This window comes from Streptomyces sp. NPDC001903, from assembly GCF_042891345.1.
GTDB lineage: Bacteria > Actinomycetota > Actinomycetes > Streptomycetales > Streptomycetaceae > Streptomyces.
Genome location: NZ_JBIASZ010000009.1, coordinates 100,744 through 116,034 on the forward strand (window position 1 = coordinate 100,744; position 15,291 = coordinate 116,034).

At 75.0% G+C, this 15,291-nt stretch carries 13 protein-coding genes; 10 read left to right on the forward strand and 3 right to left on the reverse strand.

What is annotated here, in order from left to right; all coding sequences use genetic code 11:
- Positions 1 to 109: 109 nt before the first annotated feature.
- The 6 genes from mdlC to ACFYZS_RS21235 all read left to right on the forward strand — a co-directional run bounded on the left by mdlC (position 110) and on the right by ACFYZS_RS21235 (position 8,267).
- Positions 110 to 1,717 carry a benzoylformate decarboxylase gene (gene mdlC, locus ACFYZS_RS21210; RefSeq protein WP_389014631.1) on the forward strand — a complete coding sequence of 536 codons (1,608 nt, stop codon included), beginning with the start codon at positions 110 to 112 and terminating at the stop codon, positions 1,715 to 1,717.
- 59 nt (positions 1,718 to 1,776) lie between these two features.
- Positions 1,777 to 3,183, forward strand: a complete 1,407-nt coding sequence (locus tag ACFYZS_RS21215; protein WP_389014634.1) for an FAD-binding oxidoreductase — start codon at positions 1,777 to 1,779, stop codon at positions 3,181 to 3,183.
- Complete coding sequence (locus ACFYZS_RS21220; RefSeq protein WP_389014637.1) at positions 3,180 to 4,607, forward strand: cytochrome P450; 1,428 nt, start codon at positions 3,180 to 3,182, stop codon at positions 4,605 to 4,607. The genes ACFYZS_RS21215 and ACFYZS_RS21220 overlap by 4 nt, the downstream gene beginning before the upstream one ends.
- 97 nt (positions 4,608 to 4,704) lie before the next feature.
- Positions 4,705 to 6,057 carry an alpha/beta hydrolase gene (locus tag ACFYZS_RS21225; RefSeq protein WP_389014640.1) on the forward strand — a complete coding sequence of 451 codons (1,353 nt, stop codon included), beginning with the start codon at positions 4,705 to 4,707 and terminating at the stop codon, positions 6,055 to 6,057.
- A gap of 45 nt (positions 6,058 to 6,102) precedes the next feature.
- Entirely contained in the window at positions 6,103 to 8,013 is a 1,911-nt protein-coding gene (locus ACFYZS_RS21230) for a peroxidase family protein (RefSeq protein WP_389014643.1), read from the forward strand.
- Positions 8,010 to 8,267, forward strand: a complete 258-nt coding sequence (locus ACFYZS_RS21235; protein WP_389014646.1) for a hypothetical protein — start codon at positions 8,010 to 8,012, stop codon at positions 8,265 to 8,267. The genes ACFYZS_RS21230 and ACFYZS_RS21235 overlap by 4 nt, the downstream gene beginning before the upstream one ends.
- 44 nt (positions 8,268 to 8,311) lie before the next feature.
- Here the strand turns inward: ACFYZS_RS21235 and ACFYZS_RS21240 are convergent, their stop codons facing one another.
- Positions 8,312 to 9,277, reverse strand: coding sequence for an alpha/beta fold hydrolase (locus ACFYZS_RS21240; RefSeq protein ID WP_389014649.1), 966 nt, complete (start codon positions 9,275 to 9,277; stop codon positions 8,312 to 8,314).
- A 10-nt stretch (positions 9,278 to 9,287) separates the two neighbouring features.
- Positions 9,288 to 9,644: an ArsR/SmtB family transcription factor gene (locus tag ACFYZS_RS21245; protein ID WP_389014652.1), complete on the reverse strand. Its 357-nt coding sequence runs from the start codon at positions 9,642 to 9,644 to the stop codon at positions 9,288 to 9,290.
- 70 nt (positions 9,645 to 9,714) lie between these two features.
- Here ACFYZS_RS21245 and ACFYZS_RS21250 point away from each other — a divergent pair, with 70 nt between their 5' ends.
- The 4 genes from ACFYZS_RS21250 to ACFYZS_RS21265 all read left to right on the forward strand — a co-directional run bounded on the left by ACFYZS_RS21250 (position 9,715) and on the right by ACFYZS_RS21265 (position 14,466).
- Positions 9,715 to 10,749 (forward strand): cation diffusion facilitator family transporter, encoded by a 1,035-nt coding sequence (locus ACFYZS_RS21250; RefSeq protein WP_389014655.1) that lies wholly within the window; start codon positions 9,715 to 9,717, stop codon positions 10,747 to 10,749.
- Positions 10,750 to 10,928: 179 nt separating this feature from the next.
- Positions 10,929 to 11,312 carry an SAV_915 family protein gene (locus tag ACFYZS_RS21255; RefSeq protein WP_389014657.1) on the forward strand — a complete coding sequence of 128 codons (384 nt, stop codon included), beginning with the start codon at positions 10,929 to 10,931 and terminating at the stop codon, positions 11,310 to 11,312.
- 13 nt (positions 11,313 to 11,325) lie between these two features.
- Positions 11,326 to 12,663: a diaminopimelate decarboxylase gene (lysA, locus tag ACFYZS_RS21260; RefSeq protein WP_389014660.1), complete on the forward strand. Its 1,338-nt coding sequence runs from the start codon at positions 11,326 to 11,328 to the stop codon at positions 12,661 to 12,663.
- 153 nt (positions 12,664 to 12,816) lie between these two features.
- Positions 12,817 to 14,466, forward strand: a complete 1,650-nt coding sequence (locus tag ACFYZS_RS21265; RefSeq protein WP_389014663.1) for an FAD-dependent monooxygenase — start codon at positions 12,817 to 12,819, stop codon at positions 14,464 to 14,466.
- Here the strand turns inward: ACFYZS_RS21265 and ACFYZS_RS21270 are convergent.
- A complete protein-coding gene (locus ACFYZS_RS21270) occupies positions 14,391 to 15,185 on the reverse strand; it encodes a DUF4386 domain-containing protein (protein ID WP_389014666.1) in 795 nt (264 codons plus the stop codon). The genes ACFYZS_RS21265 and ACFYZS_RS21270 overlap by 76 nt on opposite strands.
- Positions 15,186 to 15,291: the final 106 nt, after the last annotated feature.

Here is a 15,291-nt window from a genome sequence, read left to right on the forward strand (position 1 = left end):
GGCACGCGCATAGCAGAGATGAATATGCCGTGGAGGCTTTTTGTAAAGATCAACTCAGTGTGCTGGATTGATCACCGACAGTGCCCCCGGCTGCGCGGAAGGACACCGAATGCGCACGGTTCGCGAATCAGTCCTGGACGTTCTACGAGCACGTGGTGTCACCACGGTCTTCGGCAACCCCGGCTCGACCGAACTCCCGATGCTCAAGCGGTTCCCCGAGGACTTCCGGTACGTACTCGGCCTCCAGGAGGCCGTCGTCGTCGGCATGGCCGATGGTTTCGCCCTCGCCTCCAGAACCACCTCCCTCGTCAACCTGCACACCGGGCCCGGCACCGGCAACGCGATGGGCGCCATCCTGAACGCCCGTGCGAACCGCACCCCGATGGTCGTCACCGCGGGCCAGCAGGTGCGCGCGATGCTCACCATGGAAGCCCTGCTCTCCAACCCGCAGGCCACGCTGCTGCCCCAGCCCGCCGTCAAGTGGGCGTACGAGCCCCCGCGCCCCGCCGACGTCCCGGCGGCGCTGGCCCGCGCCGTGCAGATCGCCGAAACCCCGCCCCACGGGCCGGTGTTCCTCTCCCTCCCCATGGACGACTTCGACGCGGAGCTCACCGAGGAGGAGGACCGGGCCGGCCAGAGCGCAGCCGCCCGCCGGATCACGCACGCCGCCGCACCCGACGCCGCCACGGTCGCGGCGCTCGCCGACCGGATCTCCCGCGCCCGCTCCGCCGTCCTCGTCGTCGGTGACGACGTCGACGCCTCCGGCGCCTGGGACGCCGTCCTCGAACTCGCCGAGCGCACCGGACTGCCCGTCTGGGCCGCGCCCGTCGCCGCCCGCGTCTCCTTCCCCCGCAACCACCCGCAGTTCCGCGGGGACCTGGCCCCGGCGATCGGACCGCTCGGCCGCCAGCTGGCGGGACACGACCTCGTCCTCGTGGTCGGCGCGCCGGTGTTCCGCTACTACCCCTACATCCCCGGGGCCCACCTGCCCGAGGGCACCGGGCTCGTGCTCATCACCCGGGACGCCGAGGAGGCCGCCCGCGCCCCCGTCGGGGACGCGGTCGTCGCGGATCCGGCCCTGACCGTACGGGCCCTCGCGGAGCGGCTCCCGGCCGCGGGCGCGCCCGTACCCGCGCCGCACGAGCAGGTCCGGTTCACCGAGCCGGCCGACGGGGTCCTCACCCCGCTCGCCGCGCTGACGGCCATCGCGCAGGGCGCCCCCGAGAACACCCTCTGGGTCAACGAATCCCCCTCCAACGTGCCGCAGTTCCACGAGGCCACCCGTATCTCCGCTCCGGACTCCTACCTGTTCTCCGCGGGAGGCGGACTCGGCTTCGGTGCCGCGGCGGCCGTCGGCGCGCAGCTGGGCGCGCCCGGCCGGCCCGTGGTCTGCGTCATCGGCGACGGCTCCATCCACTACGCCGTGCAGGCCCTGTGGACCGCGGCCGCGTACAAGGTCCCCGTCACCTTCGTCGTCCTCAGCAACGCGAAGTACGCGATCCTCCACTGGTTCGCGCAGCTCGAACACGCCCAGGGCGCACCGGGCCTCGACATCCCCGGTCTCGACATCACGGCCGTCGCCGAGGGCTACGGGGTGCGCACCCACCGGGCCCAGGGCGCGGGCGAACTCACCAAGCTCGTACGGGAAGCGGCGGCGCAGCAGGACGGGCCGGTGCTCATCGACGTGCCCGTGACCACCGAGCTCCCCTCCCTCTGAAGCCCGGCCCCTCCGCAGCCCGGACGCCAGCCTCCCCCCACCACCGTCAGAAGGCCCTCATGTCCCCCGAAACCCCTCTCCTGTCGCGCCTGCGCACCCTCCTCACCGACCACGCCGACGTCCTGCACACCGACCCGGAGACCCTCGCCGCGCACGCCCGCGACGCCGCGCCGTTCTCCGCGGCCGGCACCCCGGCCGTCGTCGCCTTCCCGCGCACCGCCGAGCAGGTCCGGCACATCATGCGCACCACGTACGAACTCGGCGTCCCCGTCGTCCCGCAGGGTGCCCGCACCGGCCTCGCGGGCGCCGCGAACGCGATCGACGGCTGCGTCGTCCTGAGCACCGCCCGGATGGACCGCATCCTGGAGATCGACCCCGCCAACCGGCTCGTGCGCTGCGAGCCCGGCGTGGTCACCAAGCGGCTGAACGACGCCGTCGCCGAGCACGGCCTCTCCTACCCGCCCGACCCCGCCTCCTGGGAGCACTGCACCATCGGCGGGAACATCGCGACCGGCGCCGGCGGCATCTGCTGCGTCAAGTACGGGGTCACCGCCGACTACGTCCGCGGCCTGGACCTGGTGCTCGCCGACGGCCGCCGGATGCGGACCGGCCGCGACACGGCGAAGGGGGTCGCCGGATACGACCTGACCCGGCTGCTCGTCGGCTCCGAGGGCACCCTGGCCGTCATCGTCGGAGCCACGCTCGGGCTGTGCCCCGTACGGCCGCCCGCGCTGGCCATGCTCGCGCAGTTCCCGACCCTGACGGCGGCCGGGGACGCCGTCGCCGCGATCACCGCGGCCGGCCACGTCCCGTCCGCCCTCGAACTCCTGGACCGGGCCACCTCCCAGGCCGTCGCCGACCACGGGCACCCGATGATGACGCCGGGGGCCGCGGCCACGCTGATCATCGAGAGCGACACCGCCGAGCCCGCCCGCGACCTCGCGTCGATGGCCCTGCTGTGCAAGGAGGCCGGGTCCCGGAACGTGGTGACCGCCTCCGGCTCCGAGGAGTCCCGGCAGGTCATCGAGGCACGGCGCCTCGTCACCCCGGCCCTGGGCGCCTTCGCCGCGACCCTGGGCGGGCGGCCGACCGCCTTCATCGAGGACGTGGCCGTGCCGCGCTCCGAACTGGCCAAGTTCATGGGCACGATCGAGGAGATCGCCGCACGGAACCGGCTGCGGATCTTCACCCTCGGCCACGCCGGGGACGGGAACCTGCACCCGACCGTCGTCTTCGACGAATCGGACGCGGACGAGTTCCGCCGCGCCCAGACCGCCTACGACGACATCATGGCCGCGGGCCTGGCCCTCGGCGGCACCAGCACCGGCGAGCACGGCATCGGCACCCTCAAGCGCGAGTGGCTCACCCGCGAGCTCGACCCGGTGAGCCTGGAGCTCCAGCGCGGGCTCAAGCGCCTCTTCGACCCGAAGAACCTGCTCAACCCCGGCAAGGTCGTGGAGGCATGACCGAGGCCACGGCCCGCTCCGGGGCCGCCGACGAGAGCACGACCGGGGCCGCCGGGATCCCGGACCAGCCCGCGGAGAGCGGCTCCGCCTCCCTCCCCGTACCGCGGCCCGCCCGGGCCGGGCGCGCCGAGACCGTCCGCTTCGCCGCCACCCACACGTTGCCCGCGTTCGTCCGCGGGGCCTTCCACCTGCGGCCCCGCGTGGCGGCGGCGCAGGCGGCCCTCGGCCAGCAGGGCTGGTCGGCGGCGACCCTCCGGGCCATGCGCGCCCGGCACGGCGGGGCGCCGGTGGAGGTGCGCGGGCTGTCCGGGCCGCTGCTGGTCCTGCTCGACCACGCCGACGTACGGCGGTTCTACGAACTGCCCGTGCGCACCCTCGCCATGGACGCGCCCGACAAGTACAAGGGGCTGTCCCTGCTGGAGCCCACGGGCGTCATCTGCTCCCACGGCGACACCCGCGAGGAGCGCCGGCGCGTCAACGACGAGGTGCTCGCCGCCGACCGGCCGGTGCACCCCTCCTGCGAGGAGTTCCGGGCGGTCATCGCGCAGGAGGCGCCCGCCCTGATCCAGGGCTCCGAGCTGGACTTCCCGCGGCTGCGCCGTACGGTGGCCAGGATCGGGCGCCGGATGGTCCTCGGCGACGCGGCCGCCGGGGACGAGGAGCTCGCGCGGTGGCTGCTCGTGCTGCGCGAGGAGGCCAACTGGATGCGGATGCGCAAGGGCCGGGCCGCGGCCGCCGAGGCGCTGTACCGCAAGGCCGCCGCCCGGGTCGAGGAGTACGCCGCCCGGGCCGAGCCCCACACCCTGGCCGCGCTCGCCCGCAGCCACCCGGCGGCCTCGGGGCCGGAGGCCGCCGCGCTGGACGCGGTCGGCCAGGCCCACCACTGGCTGCTCGCCCTCGACACCGTCGGCCCGACCGTGGCGCGCACCCTGCTGCTGCTCGCCGCGCACCCCGCCGAGCAGGAGGCGCTGCGGGCCGAGGTCGACGGCGGGGGCGCGGAACTGCCCCGGCTGCGGGCCTGCGTGGAGGAGACCCTGCGGCTGTTCCCGATCGTGCCGGACCTCGTACGGGTCACCCGGGCCGAGACCGAGTGGCGCGGGGTCCACTATCCGGCGGGGACCGCGGTGCTGGTGCCCGCCCTGTTCCACCAGCGGGATCCCGAACACGTCCCGGCGGCCCACCAGTTCGTGCCCGCCCGGTGGCTGCGGTCCGGGGCGGCGCAGGACATCCGGATGGCGCCGTTCAGCCACGGCGGCGGGCGCTGCCCGGGTGAGCACCTGGGCGTGCTGACGGCGGTCCTGCTGACCGCGGCGGTCCTGCGGGGCCACCGGGTCACCGGCGGCAAGCCCGCGGTGGACCCCTGCCGTCCGCTGCCCGGCATCCTCGCCTCGGCCGGCATCCGGCTCACCCTCGCCGAACGCTGAGCGCGCACGTGCGGCGCGGGGCCGGCCGGCCGCCGGGCCCCGCGCCGCACGTACGGCCCGCCGTCCGCACCCCGACCACGCCCCGGAGGGCACCTGCATGACCGCTGCCACGACCGCCGTCGCCGGCCACGAACCGGAGACCGCCTCCCTGCACCACCTGTGCCGCGTGCTCGCGGAAGCCGCCGAGGCGGTGGGCGAGGCCTCCGAGTACGCCTCCACACTGGCCCTCGGCACCCGGATCCCGGGCGCCGGCGGGGGCGCCGCCCGGCGCACCCTGCTCCGGACGATCACCGACCCCAAGGGTCTGGGCTGGGCCCCGCGCGGCCGCGGCCTGGCCCGGATCGGCTGGCTCACCGGGGTGTTCACCAGCCGGGAGAGCCTCGCGGTCAGCCTGGCCGTGACGGGCCTGAAGGCGCGCATCCGGGCCGCCGCCGTGACCCACCCCGAACTGCTCGCCGACCCGGACACCGCGCGCGTGCTGCGGGCCGTCCAAGGGGACCGGCAGCGGGAGGCGGTCCGCGTCTTCCGCTCCATCCTCGCCGCCAAGGGCGCGGAGCGGACCTTCGCACTGCTGGCCCCCGCCTTCGCCGACATCCTGGCCTGGAACGCCCTCACCGACGAGAACCCGCTCAACGACGGGGCGGGCTGGGAGATCGCCACCGGCCGCACCCTGACCGGAGCCGAGCCGATCCTCGGCGTCAGCGCCCGGGTCTGGGCCTTCCTCGACCGGGGACCGGGCCGCGCCGAACCGCTCGTCCCGCCCCCCGCCCTCGCCGAGCGCCTCGACACCTCCGGCACCATCGCCGGGTACGTCCGCAACATCGGCGCCGTGGGCACCGACGGAACGCTGCTGGTCCAGCAGGTCGTGGGACCCGACGGCGTCGAGCGGTACGTGGTCCAGCTCGCCGGCATGTCCGGCGTCAGCGACAAGAGCCCCCAGGACCTGCTGGGCGCCGTGCACGCCGTCGCGCGGCCGGCCACCCCGTACTCCAGGGCCGTCTCCAAGGCGCTGCGCCGGCTGATCCCCTCGGGCTGCGAACTGGCCCTGGTGGGCCACAGCCTGGGCGGGATCACGGCCATGAACCTGGCCGCCGACCGGGACTTCTGCGAGATCCACCGGGTCACGCACGTCGTCGCGATCGGCTCCCCCGTCGACGGCAAACGCCCGGCCGATCCGCGGACCCGGGTGTACTCGCTGGTCAACGAGCACGACGTGGTGCCCAGCCTGGAGGGCCGCTCCTCGGTCTCCGCGTACGCGCTGCCCGAGCAGTTCACCGAGTTCACCTGGACCGACGACACGCACGCCTTCCCGCTGTGCCACGCCGCGGAGCGGTACGCGCACAACCTCGAGCAAGAGGTCCCCGAGGCGAGCGCACGCGTCGACGCCGACCTCGCGCCCTTCCGGGGCCGGGTGACCGCCGCCCGCTTCTTCCGGCTCTACGACCGCTGACGTCCCGACGACCTCCGACGTCCCCACGAACCGCTGAGGATCACCATGACCGACACCACCTCCACCGAGCCGAGCACGGCCCCGAGCCAGGGGGCCTCGGCGGCCCCGGCCGTGCCCCCGCAGGCCGGCCGCCCCGGCCAGGCCGACTCGTACGGCCCGCCCGGGCTCCTCGAGCGCCTCGGATCGGCCGCCTTCGCCCGCGTCAACCGCACCCGCGAGTGGCACGAACTGCCGCTCCCCCTCGGACTGCTGAACCTGCGGGTGCTCCGCGACGACCTGCGCCGCAAGAACCTGTACGACACGTACGGGGCGGGCGGGGAGCGCCGCCGGCGGCCGACCCACGAGCTCGCGCCCTTCCGCTCGTACGACGGCTCGGGCTACGACCCGTACGACGAGGACATGGGCCGGGTCGGCACCCGCCTCGACCGCAACGCCCCGCTGCACCTGGTCTTCCCGGACTCCGAAGAGGAGCTGATGTCACCGAGCCCGCGGGAGATCAGCAGGCAGCTGCTGGCCCGCAAGGGGTTCGTGCCCGCGCCCACCCTCAACCTGCTGGCCGCGGCCTGGATCCAGTTCGAGAACCACGGCTGGGCCAACCACGGCGACAACGAGGAGGCCGAGCCGTTCACCGTCCCGCTCGCCGAGGACGACGACTGGGCCGCGCACGGCGGCAGCTGCCCGATGCGCGTGAACCGCACCCGTCCCGACCCGGTCGCGCACAGCGCGGCCGACGCGCCCCCCACGTACGAGAACACCGTCACGCACTGGTGGGACGGCTCGCAGATCTACGGCTCCGACGAGGCCCGCTGCCGGGCGCTGCGCACGGGCGAGCACGGGCGCCTCATCCTCGAGGACGGCCGGCTGCCCGCCGACCCGCGGCCAGGGAACTCCTGCCTGGACTGGACCGGTATGAACAGCGACTACTGGGCCGGCCTGTCGCTGCTGCACACGCTCTTCGCCAAGGAGCACAACGCGATCTGCGACTACCTGCGCGCCCACTACCCGACCTGGGACGACGAGCGGCTCTTCCACACCGCGCGGCTGGTCAACACCGCGCTGATGGCGAAGATCCACACGGTGGAGTGGACGCCGGGCATCCTCGACACCCCGGTGCTGCGCCGCGCGATGGACGCCAACTGGTACGGGGTGCTGCCGCGCTGGGTCAGCCGGACGTACGGGCGCGTCGGCAAGGGCGAGATGCTCAGCGGGATCCTCGGCTCCCCGACCGACCACCACGCGGCGCCGTTCTCGATGACGGAGGAGTTCGTCTCCGCGTACCGGCTGCACCCGCTGATCCCCGACGAGCTGGCCGTACGGGACCACCGCGCGGGCGCCGTGCGCGCGACCATCGGCTTCGACGAGATGCAGGGCAAGACCACCCGTACGGCGGTCGACGCGTACGGCATGAGCGACCTGTTCTACAGCTTCGGCACGGCCCACCCCGGGGCCCTCGTACTGCACAACCACCCCGACGCGCTGCGCAACCTGGCCCGGCTCACCGGCGAGCACATCGACCTGGGCACGGTCGACGTCCTGCGCGACCGCGAGCGCGGCGTCCCCCGCTACAACGCGTACCGGCAGATGCTGCGCAAGCGCCCCGTCACCTCCTTCGAGGAGCTGACGGGCGGGCACCCGGGCGACACCCCGCTGCTGAAGGAGCTGTACGAGGGGCGCCTCGACCGGGTGGACACGCTGGTCGGCAATCTCGCCGAGCCGCGGCCGGCCGGTTTCGGCTTCAGCGACTCGCTGTTCCGGATCTTCATCCTGATGGCGAGCAGGCGGCTGAAGAGCGACCGCTTCTTCACCACCGACTACCGGCCGGAGGTCTACACGGCGGAGGGCCTGGAGTGGGTGGACCGGAACGGCATGGTCTCCGTGCTCCTGCGCCACCACCCCGAGCTGGCCCCGGCCCTCGACGGCGTGACCAACGCGTTCGCCCCCTGGCGGGCCCTGTGACGGGCGTTCCCGCGCCGCGCGCGGGGCGGCAGGCGCGGCGCAACGAGCCCGCGGAGGGGCTGCGGACGCACTCCGCGGCGCTGCTGCGGCACGCGCAGCGGCTGCGCGAGGGGGCCGCGGCGCTGGACTGGAAGGGTCCGCAGGCCGAGGCCTTCCGGTGGCGGATCGAGGCCTTGGCCGAGCGCTGCGCGACGGCGGCGGACGGGCTGGCCCGGTCCGCCGAGCAGTTGGACGCGGCCGCGGGCCCGCGCTGACGGCGGGGGCCCGGCTCCGCCCGCGAACCGGGCCCTCGCGCTGCTCACCGCTCGCGCGCCTGGTCCACCACCTCGCGCACCGCGTTCGCGACCAGCCGGGGCTGCTCGACCGCGATGCCGTGGCCGCTGTGGGTGTCGGTGATGTGCCGGGCGCGGAGCTCGCGGGCGAGGTCGTCCTGGGCGGCGAGCCAGGCCGGCCAGGTCGATCCGGTGTCGCCGACGGCGAGGTCCCACGGTTGGTCGGAGGTCAGCACGGCGGCGGGCAGGGGGTGCGGCATCGGGGGCGCGCTGCGGATCTCCGCCACGGAGGCCTCGTAGTCGGGCACTTCGAGGCCCTTCCCGCGGTCCATCGCCTCGATCTTGTGCATCCAGTCCGACCACTGGGCCGGTGTCAGGGTGTCGCGCAGGTACGGGGAGGCGCCGTCGACGGTGACGAGGCCGGACACCCGGGGGAAGTCGGTGCGTGCGAAGAGCTCGGCGATCATCGCCCCCCAGGAGGCGCCGACCAGCACGAACGGCCCGTGCTCGCCGGCGGCGGACAGCACCGCCCGCAGGTCCCGCACCCCCGCCCGCGCCGTGGTGGGCTGGGACACCGGTGTCGAGGAGGTCGGCCTTCCGTCGGTCCGGGTGGTCCCGGGGCGGTCGTAGGCGCATACCCGGGTGAACGAGGCGACCTTCGGAAGCACCGCCGCCGCGCTGGGTCTCAGGCCTGCCGCTGGGGTGGCGGCGTCCACGACATGGGTCCATTCGTCCCCGGCCCCGCCCGTCCCGGAGACGAGCACGACGGTCGGGGAGCCGGTTCCCCGGCACTCCAGCCGGATGTGGCGGCCGCCCCCTACGGGCACCGGGCGGGAGGCGTCCGCGGAGGTGCCGCCCGGGGACACGGTCGCCGCAGGAGTGGCCGTCGGCGTGGCCCCGGCCCTGGCCGCGGCCGGGCCGCCGCCCGCGGCGAGGGCGAGCGTCGCCGCGACGGTGACCGCACCGGCCAGGACCCGGCCTCCTCCGGACACCCGCCCAGTGTCACACCCTGCCGTGATCGGGGCGATCGGGCCCGGCCGCGGCGAGCGCCTCGGCGACGAGGCGCCGCAGGTGGTCGCCGGCCAGGGCGTAGACCACCCGGCGGCCCTCCTTGCGGGTGGTCACCAGCCCCGACATCCGCAGCCGGGCGAGGTGCTGGCTGACGGCCGGCCTGGCGGCTCCCACCGTCGCGGCCAGGGTGGCGACATCGGCTTCTTCCGAGGCCAGCGTGTGCAGGAGGGCGAGGCGGGTGCGGTCGGCCAGCAGGCCCAGGATCCCGGCCGCGGCCTCGAAGGCCTGCGGGCCGGGTTCTTGCGGGTGCGAACCCTGCGCAGGTGATAGGTGCGTGCGTGCGCTCATACGCACACAATAGGCGGGTGGACGCTCGCGTCCACCCGCCCCTGCCGTCCCCGTCGGAAGCGAGCACGCCGTGAGCCACCACCACGAGCACCACGACGGGTCGTTCCGGACACGGCTGCGCCACCGGCTCGGCCGTCTGGCGCACGCGTTCACCCCGCACGTCCACGAGCCGGCGGCCAAGGTCGACCCGGTCATGGAGACCTCCCGGCAGGGCATGCGCACGCTGTGGCTCTCCCTGGGCGTCCTGGGCCTGACCACCGCGGTCCAGGCCGGCGTGGTCGCCCTGTCCGGGTCGGTGGCCCTGCTCGGCGACACCGTCCACAACGCCGCCGACGCGCTGACCGCCGTCCCCCTCGGCGTCGCGTTCGTCCTCGGACGGCGCGCGGCGAACCGCCGCTACACGTACGGCTACGGCCGCGCCGAGGACCTGGCCGGCATCGTGGTCGTGCTCACGATCGCGGCCTCCTGCGCCCTGGCCGCGTACCAGGCCGTGGACCGGCTCCTGCACCCCCGCGAGATCAGCCAGCTGTGGGCGGTCGCGGGCGCCGCGGTGGTCGGCTTCCTCGGCAACGAGTGGGTGGCCCGGCAGCGGATCCGCACCGGCCGCCGGATCGGCTCCGCGGCGCTCGTGGCCGACGGCCTGCACGCCCGTACGGACGGGTTCACCTCGCTCGCCGTCCTCCTCGGCGCGGGCGGCGCGGCGATCGGCTGGGAGAGCGCCGACCCGGTCGTCGGCCTGCTCATCACCGCGGCCATCCTCGTGGTGGTGCGCGACGCCGCGCGGGAGGTCTGCCGGCGGCTCATGGACTCGGTCGATCCGGCCCTGGTCGACACCGCGCACGGCGCTCTGCTCGGCGTGCCCGGCGTACGGGGCACCGGGCAGGTCCGCATGCGGTGGATCGGGCACGCGCTGCGGGCGGAAGCGGACATCGTCGTCGATCCGCACCTCTCGGTGGTGCAGGCGCACGCCCTGGCGGTCGAGGCCGAACACGCCCTGATCCACGCCGTCCCGCGGCTGACCGCGGCCACCGTGCACATCGACCACACCGCCGATCACGGGGACCCGCACGCCGCCCTGGCCCATCACCCGGGCCGGGCGGGCTGACCCCGCGATCGGGAGCGCGTCAGCGGCGCATATGGAGTGGGTCGTTTCCCGTCAAGGTGGCGTCAGGGACCGGCGCGGGGAGGGGGCGGGCGGGGATAGCTTCGAAGTCGCGCCCCGGACTGCCTCCCCGCACTCGGGGCGCCACCAGTCGCCTCTTGCGGTTCCTCAGGGAGGGCCCCATGTGTCTGTTCCGGTACGAAGACGATCCCGAGCCCGAGGAACGGGTCCCGGCCGGGCTCCTGTACGTGCCCGTCCGGCCGGGAAGAGGAGCGGAGGCGGTGATCCGCCTGTTCCGCACTCCACTGGGCGCCCGTACGGCCGTCGGCTTCACGCGCACGGACCTGCTGGCCGCCACCCTCGGTGAGGGCCAGGGCCACATCCGGCTGTCGGAGTCCGTGCTGCGGGAACTGTGCGCACCGCTCGGCGCGGACCTGGTCACCGTCGACCCGACGCTGTCGGCCCCGGCGGCCGCTCCGGCGGCTCCGGCCGCTCCCGCTGCCGACGCCGCTTCCGCCGCTGCCGCGCCGCGCCTGCAGGGCCGGCTCCCTGCCCAGACCGCCTGAGGGGAGGAGTCCCATGACCACCGTCACCGTGTCCCAGATCGCCGCGGGCTCCGCGGACGACCTGTCGGTCTGGCCGGCCTCGACCACCCGGCTGCCGCACGGGGGCCTCGCCGTCGGCGGAGTCCCGCTGAACGAGATCGCCGACCGCTTCGAGACCCCCGCGTACGTACTGGACGAGGGCGAGGTGCGGGCCCGCTGCCGCACCTACCGCGACGCCTTCCCCGACGCCGAAGTGCTCTACGCCGCCAAGGCCTTCCTCTCCCGCGCCATGGTCCACTGGGTCGCCGAGGAGGGCCTCGGGCTCGACGTCTGCTCGGCCGGCGAACTCGAACTCGCCGTGACCGCCGGATTCCCGCCCGACCGCATCCTCTTGCACGGGAACGCCAAATCACCCCGCGACATCGAGACCGCCCTGCGGCTCGGCGTGGGCCGGATCGTCATCGACAGCCCGTCCGAGATCGCCCGCCTGGCCGCCGCCGTCGGCCCGGGCGGGCACCAGAAGGTCCTGGTCCGCGTCGTCCCCGGCATCTCGGCCGGCGGCCACGAGAAGATCCGTACCGGCACGGAAGGCCAGAAGTTCGGGCTGTCCCTCACCGACGGCTCGGCGCAGCACGCCGTCACCCGCATCCTCGGCCAGCCGCAGCTCGAACTCGTCGGCCTGCACTGCCACATCGGCTCCCAGATCACCGACGTGAAGCCGTACCTGACGGCGGTGCGCCGCGTGGTCGGCCTGATGGCCCGCATCCGCGACGCCCACGGGGTCACGCTCCCCGAGCTCGACATGGGCGGCGGGCACGGCATCGCGTACTGCCCCGGGGAACCCGCGCTCGACCTCACGGCCCTGGCCGGCCGGCTGCGCGCCGAGCTCGTGGAGAGCTGCGCGGGGGCGGGGCTTCCCGTGCCCCGCCTCGCCATCGAGCCGGGCCGGGCGATCGCCGGTCCGGCGGGCGTGGCCCTGTACCGGGTGCTCGCGGTGAAACGCACGGGGGAGCGGGTGTTCGTCGCCGTGGACGGCGGTATGAGCGACAACCCCCGGCCGGCGTTGTACGGGGTGCGGTACGCGCCCCGCCTGATCGGGCGCCACTCCACCGCCGAGCCCTGTACCGCCACGGTGGTCGGCCGGCACTGCGAGGCGGGGGACGTCCTCGCCGCCGACGTCGAACTGCCCGGCGACGTCCACCCCGGGGACCTCCTGGCCGTACCGGTGGCGGGGGCGTACCAGCTGTCCATGGCCTCCGGCTACAACATGGTCGGCCGTCCCCCGGTCGTCGCCGTCGACCACGGAGCGGCCCGGCTCCTGGTGCGCCGCGAAACCCTGGACGACTTCCGCCGCCGCGACATCGGCGACTGAGGTCCGGCGGGGGGGGGGACCGACCGGGCCGCCGGCCGGCCGGTCCCCCCGGCCCGCGCCGCTTCCGGCCGGCCCGATCGCCGGGAGCGGGCCTCCGGGCCACCATGGAGGGAGATCCGCCGCATCCGCGGGGGCCCCGCCCGGGAGGCGCCGATGGTGCAGAGCGCGGGAGCCGCCGCGGACGTCCTGGTGGCGGGCGCCGGCCCGGTCGGGCTGACGGCCGCCGCCGAGCTGCGGCGGCGCGGGATCCCCTGCCGGATCGTCGACCGGCTCCCGGCGCGGCTTCCGTACGCCAAGGCGGTGGGGATCCAGCCGCGGACCCTGGAGGTCTGGGACCGGATGGGCTTCGTCCGGGCCGCGCTGGAGGCCGCCGTCCCGATGCGCGGGCAGCTGACGTACGTGAACGGGGTGGAGCAGCCCCGGCTGGACCTGGTGCTGCCGCCCGAGGTGCCCTACCGCTTCGCCGCGCTGCCGCAGTACGAGACCGAGCGGATCATCGAGGAGTTCCTGGAGGGTCTGGGGACGCGCGTCGAGCGGGGCTGCGAGCTGGTGTCGTTCGTCCAGGACGCCGACGGGGTGACGAGCCGGCTCGCCACTCCCTCCGGGGAGGAGGAGGTCCGCACCCGGTTCCTGGTGGGCTGCGACGGCGCGCACAGCACGGTCCGCAAGGGTCTGGGCCTCGCCTTCGAGGGCGGCGCGTTCCCCGAGGAGTACATGCTCGCCGACGTGGAGCTCGACTGGGACCTGCCGTACGCGTACGGGGTGCGGGCCATGCACCACGACGACCGGGGCGCGGTCGACGACGTGCTGGTGTGCATCCCGCTGCCGGGCGCCTGCCGCTACCGGGTGTCGATGATGGTGCCGCCCGAGCTCTCCGCCGCTCCCCCGCAGGGCTCCGACGCCGTGGCGCACGGCCTGGAGGGCGGCCGCGCCCCCGAACTCGGGCACATCCAGGCCGTCCTGGACCGGCTGTCCCCGCAGCCCACCACGGCGTCGGTGATGCGCTGGTCGTCCGTGTTCCGGATCAGCCACCGGCTGGTGGACCGATACGGGCGGGGACGGGTCTTCGTGGCCGGGGACGCGGCCCACATCCATCCGCCGACCGGGGCGCAGGGCATGAACACCGGGATCCAGGACGCCTGGAACCTGGCCTGGAAGCTGGCGCTCGCCGTGCGGGGCGCCGGGGCTCCCGGGCTGCTCGCGAGCTACGACGCCGAGCGCCGGCCGGTGGGCGAGGAGGTCGTCGGCCGTACGGTCCGCCAGGCCGCCGAGGGCGTGCAGGCCGATCCGGAGGACGCGGACACGCTGATGATGCGCCAGGCCCAACTGCTCGTCGGCTACCGGGGCAGCCCCCTCGTACAGTCCGCCGGGCCGCAGGACGGCGGCGGGCCCGGCCCGCGCCCCGGGGACCGGGCGCCGGACTGCGGCGGGCTCTCCGGGCACATCGCCGCGTATCCCGTGCGGTTGTACGACCTGTTGCGCGGCCGCGAGCACGTGCTCCTGCTGTACGGGCCCGGCCCGGCGCTGGACGGCCTCGCCGAGCTCACCTCCGCGGTACGGGGCTCGGCGGCGGGCCGGGTCGCGGTGTGCGCGATCCTCGCCGAGGCCGAGCCCGGGGCGGCGGCCGACCGGGGAGCGCCGGTGCCCGTGTACCGGGACGGCCGGGGCGAGTTCGCCCGGATGTACGGGGTGCGGGAACCGGCGGCCTTCGTGGTCCGGCCGGACGGCTACCTCGGCGCGAGGCTGTGCCCGCCGACCGTCTCGGGGCTGGCCGCCCACTTCTCGCAGGTGTTCGCGGGCTGAGCGGGCCCGCCGGGCCGCTCGGCCCCCGAGTCCAGGGGCCCCGTGGCCTCGGCGCCGGAGAACCCCTTGGCGAGGAGTCGGACGGCCAGGCCCACCTCCCAGGCGAACACCGGGAGCGCGGCGAGCGAGCCGGCGACCGAGACCTGCTCGTAGAGGCCGAACAGCACGGCGGTCGCCGAGGCGCAGATCAGCGCGCCGCCGACGAGACCCAGCACGGCCAGGGGCCGCGGGACGAGCCGGGAGCGGTACATCAGGCCGGCCAGGACGAGGGTGTTCGCGCCGAGGACGAAGTTGGGCCCGAGGAGGAAGGTCCAGTCGTGGACGGCCACGAGGGCGTGGGCGGCCGTGACGAGGGAGGCGGCGCCACCGCCCGGCACGCCGGCGGATTCCCGGCGCAGCGTCACCACGGACAGCACGCTGATGATGCCCACGACGATGACGGCGGCTTCCAGCAGCCGGCCGCAGACGTAGCCGAGCGCGGCGCCCTCGTTCCGGCTCTTGACGACGGGGTACAGGGCGACGCCGGTGCCGATGACGGCCAGCGCGAGGACGAACTCGAACAGCGCCCCGAGGAAGACCCGCGTGTCGGCGCCGGGGCCGAGGACGTAGCCGGCGTCGTGCAGCACGGGGCCGTACAGCGCGAGTCCGCCGATCGCGGCGACCTCGGTGACGAGGAACAACACCCCTGTGACGACCGCGGTCTTTCTGGTCGAACCCATGCGGAACCACTCCCTTGTGAGAGGTGTACGGCGTACACCTGAGCCATACGGTAGGTGTACGCCGTACACTCGTCAAGCCGTGAAACCCAGGACGAGGGAGCCGATC

Excerpts from the sequence above, each read along its gene's own strand:
- ACFYZS_RS21270 (WP_389014666.1), bottom strand. The coding sequence starts at position 15,185 with ATGGGTTCGACCAGAAAGACCGCGGTCGTCACAGGGGTGTTGTTCCTC.
- ACFYZS_RS21255 (WP_389014657.1), top strand. The coding sequence starts at position 10,929 with ATGTGTCTGTTCCGGTACGAAGACGATCCCGAGCCCGAGGAACGGGTC.
- ACFYZS_RS21220 (WP_389014637.1), top strand. The coding sequence starts at position 3,180 with ATGACCGAGGCCACGGCCCGCTCCGGGGCCGCCGACGAGAGCACGACC.
- ACFYZS_RS21230 (WP_389014643.1), top strand. The coding sequence starts at position 6,103 with ATGACCGACACCACCTCCACCGAGCCGAGCACGGCCCCGAGCCAGGGG.
- ACFYZS_RS21225 (WP_389014640.1), top strand. The coding sequence starts at position 4,705 with ATGACCGCTGCCACGACCGCCGTCGCCGGCCACGAACCGGAGACCGCC.
- ACFYZS_RS21245 (WP_389014652.1), bottom strand. The coding sequence starts at position 9,644 with ATGAGCGCACGCACGCACCTATCACCTGCGCAGGGTTCGCACCCGCAA.
- ACFYZS_RS21265 (WP_389014663.1), top strand. The coding sequence starts at position 12,817 with ATGGTGCAGAGCGCGGGAGCCGCCGCGGACGTCCTGGTGGCGGGCGCC.
- ACFYZS_RS21215 (WP_389014634.1), top strand. The coding sequence starts at position 1,777 with ATGTCCCCCGAAACCCCTCTCCTGTCGCGCCTGCGCACCCTCCTCACC.
- lysA (WP_389014660.1), top strand. The coding sequence starts at position 11,326 with ATGACCACCGTCACCGTGTCCCAGATCGCCGCGGGCTCCGCGGACGAC.
- mdlC (WP_389014631.1), top strand. The coding sequence starts at position 110 with ATGCGCACGGTTCGCGAATCAGTCCTGGACGTTCTACGAGCACGTGGT.